This window comes from Bradyrhizobium sp. S3.2.6, from assembly GCF_040546885.1.
Taxonomy (GTDB): Bacteria; Pseudomonadota; Alphaproteobacteria; order Rhizobiales; family Xanthobacteraceae; genus Bradyrhizobium; species Bradyrhizobium cytisi.
This window is the reverse complement of the sequence record NZ_JBEPOS010000053.1, coordinates 1-6,838: the sequence shown is the minus strand read 5'-3', so window position 1 is coordinate 6,838 and position 6,838 is coordinate 1. Positions and strand designations below refer to the sequence as shown.

The 6,838-nt window shown below is 60.2% G+C and carries 8 protein-coding genes; 7 read left to right on the top strand and 1 reads right to left on the bottom strand.

Features of this window, described 5'->3' with window-relative positions; all coding sequences use genetic code 11:
• The first annotated feature begins 191 nt into the window (after positions 1-191).
• From ABID58_RS37105 to ABID58_RS37080, 6 genes are all read left to right on the top strand, one after another.
• Positions 192-983 carry an ABC transporter ATP-binding protein gene (locus ABID58_RS37105; RefSeq protein WP_354037769.1) on the top strand — a complete coding sequence of 264 codons (792 nt, stop codon included), beginning with the start codon at positions 192-194 and terminating at the stop codon, positions 981-983.
• The gene (locus tag ABID58_RS37100; RefSeq protein WP_354037768.1) at positions 967-1,740 is read left to right on the top strand and encodes an ABC transporter permease; all 774 of its coding nucleotides are present in this window, start codon (positions 967-969) and stop codon (positions 1,738-1,740) included. The genes ABID58_RS37105 and ABID58_RS37100 overlap by 17 nt, the downstream gene beginning before the upstream one ends.
• A gap of 31 nt (positions 1,741-1,771) precedes the next feature.
• Positions 1,772-2,794: an ABC transporter substrate-binding protein gene (locus tag ABID58_RS37095; protein ID WP_354037767.1), complete on the top strand. Its 1,023-nt coding sequence runs from the start codon at positions 1,772-1,774 to the stop codon at positions 2,792-2,794.
• A gap of 46 nt (positions 2,795-2,840) precedes the next feature.
• A complete protein-coding gene (locus ABID58_RS37090) occupies positions 2,841-4,103 on the top strand; it encodes a CaiB/BaiF CoA transferase family protein (protein WP_354037766.1) in 1,263 nt (420 codons plus the stop codon).
• Between the two features lie 65 nt (positions 4,104-4,168).
• Positions 4,169-4,996, top strand: a complete 828-nt coding sequence (locus ABID58_RS37085) for a citryl-CoA lyase (RefSeq protein WP_354037765.1) — start codon at positions 4,169-4,171, stop codon at positions 4,994-4,996.
• The gene (locus ABID58_RS37080) at positions 4,993-5,949 is read left to right on the top strand and encodes an SMP-30/gluconolactonase/LRE family protein (RefSeq protein ID WP_354037764.1); all 957 of its coding nucleotides are present in this window, start codon (positions 4,993-4,995) and stop codon (positions 5,947-5,949) included. Before ABID58_RS37085 ends, ABID58_RS37080 begins: the two co-directional genes overlap by 4 nt.
• Here ABID58_RS37080 and ABID58_RS37075 read toward each other — a convergent pair.
• Complete coding sequence (locus ABID58_RS37075; protein WP_354037763.1) at positions 5,925-6,344, bottom strand: transposase; 420 nt, start codon at positions 6,342-6,344, stop codon at positions 5,925-5,927. The two genes, ABID58_RS37080 and ABID58_RS37075, sit on opposite strands and share 25 nt — an antisense overlap.
• Before the next feature lie 47 nt (positions 6,345-6,391).
• Between ABID58_RS37075 and ABID58_RS37070 the strand changes: the two genes are divergently transcribed.
• Positions 6,392-6,838: hypothetical protein (locus ABID58_RS37070; protein ID WP_354037762.1), on the top strand; the 447-nt coding region annotated here is incomplete at its 3' end.

Sequence of the window (6,838 nt, the reverse complement as noted above, 5' to 3'; positions counted from 1 at the left end):
GACATCAATCGCCATCCCGTCATCCATACCTGGTCCTACAAACTCGCCGACGCCGCCTGATATGATTCGAACCAAGAAAACGCTGAACTAGTGCCGCACAATCCGGTTCTGTTAGCCGGAATGATGTTGACTCATTTCGTGCGCGCGGTTATCTGTAGCGAATAATAGAACAAGTTCTATGGAGCGAAACTATGGAAGGGAAGCCGGCGCTCGCCGTCGATTTGCACGACGTAGTGATCTGCTTCGGCGACTTCACCGCCGTCAAAAGCATGAATCTCCAGGTGGGCGACACGGAATTCGTTGCGGTCGTAGGCCCAACCGGCTGTGGCAAGTCCACCATCCTGAACACTGTCACGGGACTTCTAAAGCCCGTGTCGGGAGACGTGCGCATCTTCGGGAGGCCGCTCACCGGACTGAACGACCAGTCCGGCTACATGCTCCAGCAGGAAGGGCTGCTCCCGTGGAAGACCGCGCAGGACAATGTCGGCCTCGGCCTCGTGTTCCAGGGCAAGTCGGTCGAACAAGCGCGCGCGCAGGCTCGGCCGTGGCTCGCCAAAGTTGGGCTGAAAGGATTTGAAGAGCGTTATCCGCATCAGTTGTCTGGCGGGCAGCGCAAGCGCGTCGCGATGGCGCAGACCTTGATCATGGAGCCGAGGATCGTCCTGATGGACGAGCCCTTCTCGGCGCTCGACGTTCACACCCGCCGGCTGATGCACCGCATTCTGCTCGACCTGTGGCAGGCGGAGCGACGCTCCCTGATCTTCATCACCCACGATCTCGATGAGGCGATCACCCTGGCTGACCGCGTGGTCGTCATGTCCGCCGGACCTGCGAGCCGGATGGTCGGCAACGTCAAGATCACGTTGCCGCGTCCGCGGGACGTTTCCGTGCTGCAGACCACGGACGAATTCGTCGCCCTCTATCGCGAGATCTGGTCGCTGCTCGGCACTGAGGTGGAGAAGAGCTATGCCACGCAGAACTAAGGTCGTTGTCACGCAGGTCGTCATCGTCCTTGCGCTTCTCCTGACCTGGGAACTCGGCGTACATTCGGGCGTCATCGATTCGTTCTTCTTTCCGGCGCCGTCGACCCTCGTCGGCCGAATAAAAGAGTGGATGTCGACCGCCGATTTCTGGACCGATGTCGGCACCACGCTGGTCGAGACGATCCTGTCCTTCATCGTCGGGATTGCGATCGGCACAGCGCTCGGGATCTGGCTCGGCCTGAATCCGTTCGCCGCTGACGTTGTTCAGCCATTCATCAAGATTTTCAACGCGATCCCGCGGATCCTCCTAGGACCGATCTTTGTCATCTGGTTCGGGTTAGGGCTGACGTCCAAGGTCGCGCTCGGCGTGACTCTGGTGCTGTTTGTTGCATTTTTCAACACCTTCCAGGGGGTGCGCGAGGTCAATCCGGTCGTCCTGGCAAACGCGCGGCTATTGCGCGCTTCCAAATCCTCGTTGTTGCGCCACGTCTATCTGCCATCCGCCACCACCTGGATCCTATCGAGCCTGCGGGTATCCGTCGGCATGGCAGTCATGGGCGCCGTCGTTGCCGAATATCTCGGCTCATCCGCCGGATTGGGGCACCTGATCGCGCAAGCCGAGGGTGTGCTCGATGCGACCGGTGTGTTCGCTGGAATCATCGTGTTGTCCGCTTTCGTCGTTGCTCTCGACGCCGTCGTCGACCGCGCAGAAAAGCGGCTCCTCGTCTGGCGGCCGCCGGCCGCTCACGAGACCTGACCTTTATGCTTCGTCAATCATGGAGATGCACATGCGCGCATTGATGCGACTGATCCTGGGTGTGGCCGCGACCGGCCTTTGGCTTTGTTCGGCCAATGCCGCCGAACCGGAGAAGGCGCAACTGAAGATCGCCGTCGGTTCTCAAATCCTGAACTACATGCCTCTCGAACTTGCGGTAAAGCTCGGCACCTTCAGGGAGGAAGGTCTCGATGTCACGGTTGAGAATTTCCAGGCCGGCGGCTCCAAGGCGCTGCAGGCCCTGATCGGCGGCTCGGTCGACGGTACCGTGGGCTTCTATGATCACACGGTTCAGATGCAGGCGCAGGGCAAGGAGATCTCCTGTGTCTTCCTGCTCAACGACATACCCGGGGTTCTTCTCGGGGTGCGTAGCGATCTCGCCGACAAGGTGAAAACTGGCGCTGACCTCAAGGGTCTCAAGCTCGGTATCACGGCTCCCGGTTCGTCGACGGACACGATGGCACGGTACTACATCAAGAAAGCAGGGTTAGGACCTCGCGACGTCAACATTATCGCGGTTGGAAGCGGCGCGCCGGGCATGGTGGCGCTCGAGGCCAGGAACATCGACGCACTGGTCTATTTCGACCCGATTGCCACGCTGCTCTCGAGGAAGAATACAGCCAAGCCGCTGTTCGACGCGCGCACGGTCGAAGGCTCCAAGACCGCCTTCGGTGGGATCTATCCGACCGCCTGCCTCTACCTGCAGCAATCATTTATCGACAAAAATCCCGAGACCGTGCAGCGGCTGGTCAACGCCTTGCTGAAGACCCACCGCTGGATCAACTCGGTGGCGACCGAGCAACTCGTCGATGCGATCCCCGCCGGATACAAGACCGATAATCGCGAGGTGAACATCGAGATCTTGAAGGCTTCAAAAGCGTTGTTTTCCCAAACTGGCCTGATGGACGCCGAGGCAGCCAAGATTCCGCTCGCTGTGCTGAGCGATTTCGATCCCAAGATCGCCACGGCAAACATCGACCTCAGCAAGACCTTTACCAATCGCTTCACTGAGCGCGCGGCGCAACAGCTGAAATAACGACCGCAACGTCGGACGAAAACACCTCAACGGAAGGCTTTGTCAGATGTCCCTGCCGCTCACAGGCATCCGCGTCCTCGACCTGTCGAACGTATTGGCAGGCCCGTTCTGCGGCTATCATCTCGCGCGCCTCGGCGCGGAGGTCATCAAGGTTGAAAACCCGAATGGCGGCGATCTCGCGCGCCGCCTCGGCGGCGATCCACAAAGGGCGGAGCGTCTGCAGGGCCTCTCCTTCGTCGCGGTCAACGCCGGCAAGCAGTCGGTCGCGCTCGACCTGAAATCGCAAACGGGCAAAGATGCGTTTCTTCGGCTCGTCTCTGAAGCCGACGTCGTTCTCGAAAACTTCCGGCCCAAGATCATGGAGAGGCTTGGTCTCGGCTTCGACATCTTGAGCAAGTGCAACCCGCGGCTCGTCTATTGTGCGATCTCCGGTTTTGGGCAAAACGGCCCCTGGTCCGCCCGACCGGCCTACGACCAGATCGTCCAGGGCCTTTCTGGCGCCATGAGTGTGACGGGTGACGCAGCCTCGGCCCCGCTGCGGACCGGCTTCCCGATTTCTGACACCATCGGCGGGCTGACGGCCGCATTTGCCGTTGCCGCAGCGCTTGTCGAGCAGCGACATACGGGCCGTGGCCGCTTCATCGACGTGTCGCTGCTTGAGGCGACCATCGCGGCGATGGGATGGGTCGTCTCCAATCACCTGAACGCCGGAGTGGAGCCGCAGCCGATGGGAAATGAGAACTTCACCGCCGCTCCCTCCGGCACGTTCCGCACCGCGACGGGCCCGCTGAACATAGCTGCCAACGAGCAGAAGCAGTACCGGACCCTTTGCGACTTGATCGGGCGGTCGGATCTGAAGACGGATCCGCGTTTCGCAAAACGCGAGGCGCGCAAGCTGAACCGCACGTCGTTGAATGAGGAATTGAACGCGGCCTTAAGTTCCCGGCCTGCCGAGGAATGGGAGGGTCTGCTGAATGCATCTGGCGTTCCGGCAGGCTGTGTGCTGACCGTTCCGCAAATATTGCAGCAGCCGCAACTGTTGGGCCGCAACTTCGTGGAGACGCTACCGACTGAACAGGCTGGCGAGTCACTCTTGCGGATCACGCGCCCAGGTTTTCGGCTGGACGAGGAGTTTCCAGTCCCGTCGCTGCCGCCAAGTCTCGGCGCCGACACTGAACGATGGCTGACGCGGCTCGGCTACACTGACCGGGAGATTGAGCAAATGATCTCCAGCGGTAGCGCCGGAACGCCACGCCAGGGCGAGGTGCACTTTCCGCTGGTCCGTGCGGCGACGGATGGGGCGGCCTGAGCAGATCAACGATTTGGCGCACTCGGTAACTAGACCGGCGCAAGCCGGTCCGATCGGAAAGCAGAATGAACGAAACAGAGCTACGAGAGCGGGCTGCGCATTGGTGGCGGACCTCGATATGCGACATAGCGCCAGGCCGCATCGCCTACCACGGATATCCAATCGAGGAATTGATCGGGCGCATTTCGTTTCCCGCGATGATCTGGTTGATGCTGCGCGGCGAATTTCCGGCACCGATCCAGGAAAGGCTCTTGCAGGCTGCGCTGGTCGCTTCCGTCGACCATGGACCGCACGCGCCTTCGATCGCCATTGCGCAGATGGCCGTCAGCTGCGGGCTGCCGCTCAATGGGGCGATGGCGTCTGCGATCAATACGCTCGATGATGTGCATGGCGGCGCCGGAGAGCAGGCGATCGAACTGTACGAGGAGGTCCTGCGACGCAGCAAGGCCGGGCACATCGATGAGGCTGCGGCCGATGCCATCGATCACTTCACCCGCACGCGCAGCAAATATCTCCCTGGCTTCGGTCATCGGTTTCATCCCATTGACCCGCGTGCCGAACCGTTGCTCGCGTTGGTGGATGCCGCGGTAAGCGACGGTGCTGTGAGTGGTCGCTACGCCAACGCTGCGCGCGCGATTGAGCGCGTCATGCAAAAGCGCAAGGGCAAGCTCATTCCCATGAACATCGACGGGGCTACCGCGGTGATTTATGGAGAACTCGGCTTTGCGGCGCCCCTTGCGCGGGGCATCTTCTGCCTGTCGCGCGCGGTCGGCATTCTAGCGCACGCGTGGGAGCAGACCGGACGCAAGGACCGCAACAAAGGACCCATGCCGAAGCTGTTTGCCTACAAATACGAGGGGCAGCCGAAACGAAGCCTGAAGAGCGCGCCATGATGTACCTCGACGGCCCCCCACGGGTCATTGAAACGCGTGTCTTGTCGACCATGCCGGCCAAATTTCGTCGCCCCGGGCTTCGCTCAGATTGGGCGGACGCCAATCGGGGCGGCAAGCCCGTAGACTGCTTCATCGAGGGGCCGTCGTTCGATGCGTCCGGAAATCTCTATCTGGTCGACATTCCCTTCGGCCGCATCTTCAGGATTGCAACCGACGGCAGCTGGTCCTTAGTCATCGAATATGATGGCTGGCCAAACGGCCTGAAGATCGCGCCTGATGGCCGCATCCTGGTTGCCGATTACATGAATGGCCTCATGGAACTGGATGCGCGTCGCGGCACGATCCGCACTCTGCTAGGTCACCGCAATTCCGAATCGTTCAGAGGCTGCAACGACCTGCATATCGCGTCGACTGGCGACATCTATTTTACGGACCAGGGCCAGACCGGACTACACGATCCAAGCGGCCGAGTGTTTCGCCTGCGACCCGACGGACGAGTTGATTGCCTGATCTCTAACGGACCAAGCCCGAATGGTCTTGTTCTCGACCCCAGCGAGACTGTCCTGTTCGTGGCGATGACCCGGGACAACTGCGTCTGGCGCGTGCCCCTGACGAAAGATGGGGGCGTCGCAAAGGTCGGCAAGTTCAGCTCATTTTTCGGAACGAGCGGTCCTGATGGATTGGCGATAGATGCCAAGGGACAGCTGTTTGTTGCGCATGCATCACTTGGGCATGTTTTCGTGCTCGCCGCTAATGGTGAGTGCATCGCCCGCATCAGATCCTGCGCCGGCTCGACCTGTACGAATATCGCCTTTGGTTCAGACGGCGCATTGTTCATTACAGAATCATCGACTGGGTCGGTGCTAATCGCAGAACTTGACAGCCTGTTTAATAGAACTTGTTCAGCGTTTTCTTGGTTCGAATCATATCAGGCGGCGTCGGCGAGTTTGTAGGACCAGGTGTGGATGACGGGATGGCGATTGATGTCGTCGATGCCAGCCATGATGCGCTCCTTGAGTTCGTGTTTTGAGGCCACCCGGATATGGCGCAGGACTGAACGGGCGAACTTGGAGAAGAACCCCTCGATGAGATTGAGCCACGAGCCGTGCTTGGGGGTGAAAGTGAGTTCGAAGCGTCCAACCGGTCGGGTAGCGAGCCGGGCTCTGGTTCCTCTCGATATGTGCGAGGAATGATTGTCGAGGGTCAATTTGATCGCAGTGTTCGGCGGATAGACGGCATCGATAAGTTTGAGGAGTTCGATGAACTCTCGACTGCGGTGACGATCTTTGACAACGGCGTGGACCTCAGGTGAGCAGATTGATTCCAGCCAACAGGCTGAGCGTGCCATGGCGTTTGTATTCATGGTCGCGCGCAAAGGTGGCGTGGACACCAGGCTTGGGCGGCAAATCCGGCGCCGTCGTTGCTATGGCCTGGATTCCCGGCTTCTCGTCGCAGGAGACGATCGTCACCGGCTTTCCCCGCCATTTTCCCTTGGCAGAGGCTTTCTTCAGGACTTGGACTATCACGATAGACGCACAAGATCCCCGCCATCTTCTGTTCGAACTCAGCGTCGCGATTTTCAAGATAGTAACGCACCTTGTGCGGCTTGGCTTCCTCTTGGCCGAAGATCTTGCACACAGTTCCCTGGACCAAATGGGCCAAACACCCATGCCTGGCCGCCGGCCCGTGTTCGCGCGCATGGCGCGCCAAGAGCCGCGTCGTCCACAACTCATGCGGATAGCCATGGTCTTTGGCCTTGTCACACGCCAGCGACACCAGCCAGGCTTTGGCCTCAGGCGTGATCGTTGGCTCCTTGCCTGGTCGCGGACGATCATCGAGCGC

Coding starts and splice junctions, on each gene's coding strand:
- ABID58_RS37100 (WP_354037768.1), top strand. CDS start 967: ATGCCACGCAGAACTAAGGTCGTTGTCACGCAGGTCGTCATCGTCCTT.
- ABID58_RS37090 (WP_354037766.1), top strand. CDS start 2,841: ATGTCCCTGCCGCTCACAGGCATCCGCGTCCTCGACCTGTCGAACGTA.
- ABID58_RS37080 (WP_354037764.1), top strand. CDS start 4,993: ATGATGTACCTCGACGGCCCCCCACGGGTCATTGAAACGCGTGTCTTG.
- ABID58_RS37105 (WP_354037769.1), top strand. CDS start 192: ATGGAAGGGAAGCCGGCGCTCGCCGTCGATTTGCACGACGTAGTGATC.
- ABID58_RS37095 (WP_354037767.1), top strand. CDS start 1,772: ATGCGCGCATTGATGCGACTGATCCTGGGTGTGGCCGCGACCGGCCTT.
- ABID58_RS37085 (WP_354037765.1), top strand. CDS start 4,169: ATGAACGAAACAGAGCTACGAGAGCGGGCTGCGCATTGGTGGCGGACC.
- ABID58_RS37075 (WP_354037763.1), bottom strand. CDS start 6,344: ATGGCACGCTCAGCCTGTTGGCTGGAATCAATCTGCTCACCTGAGGTC.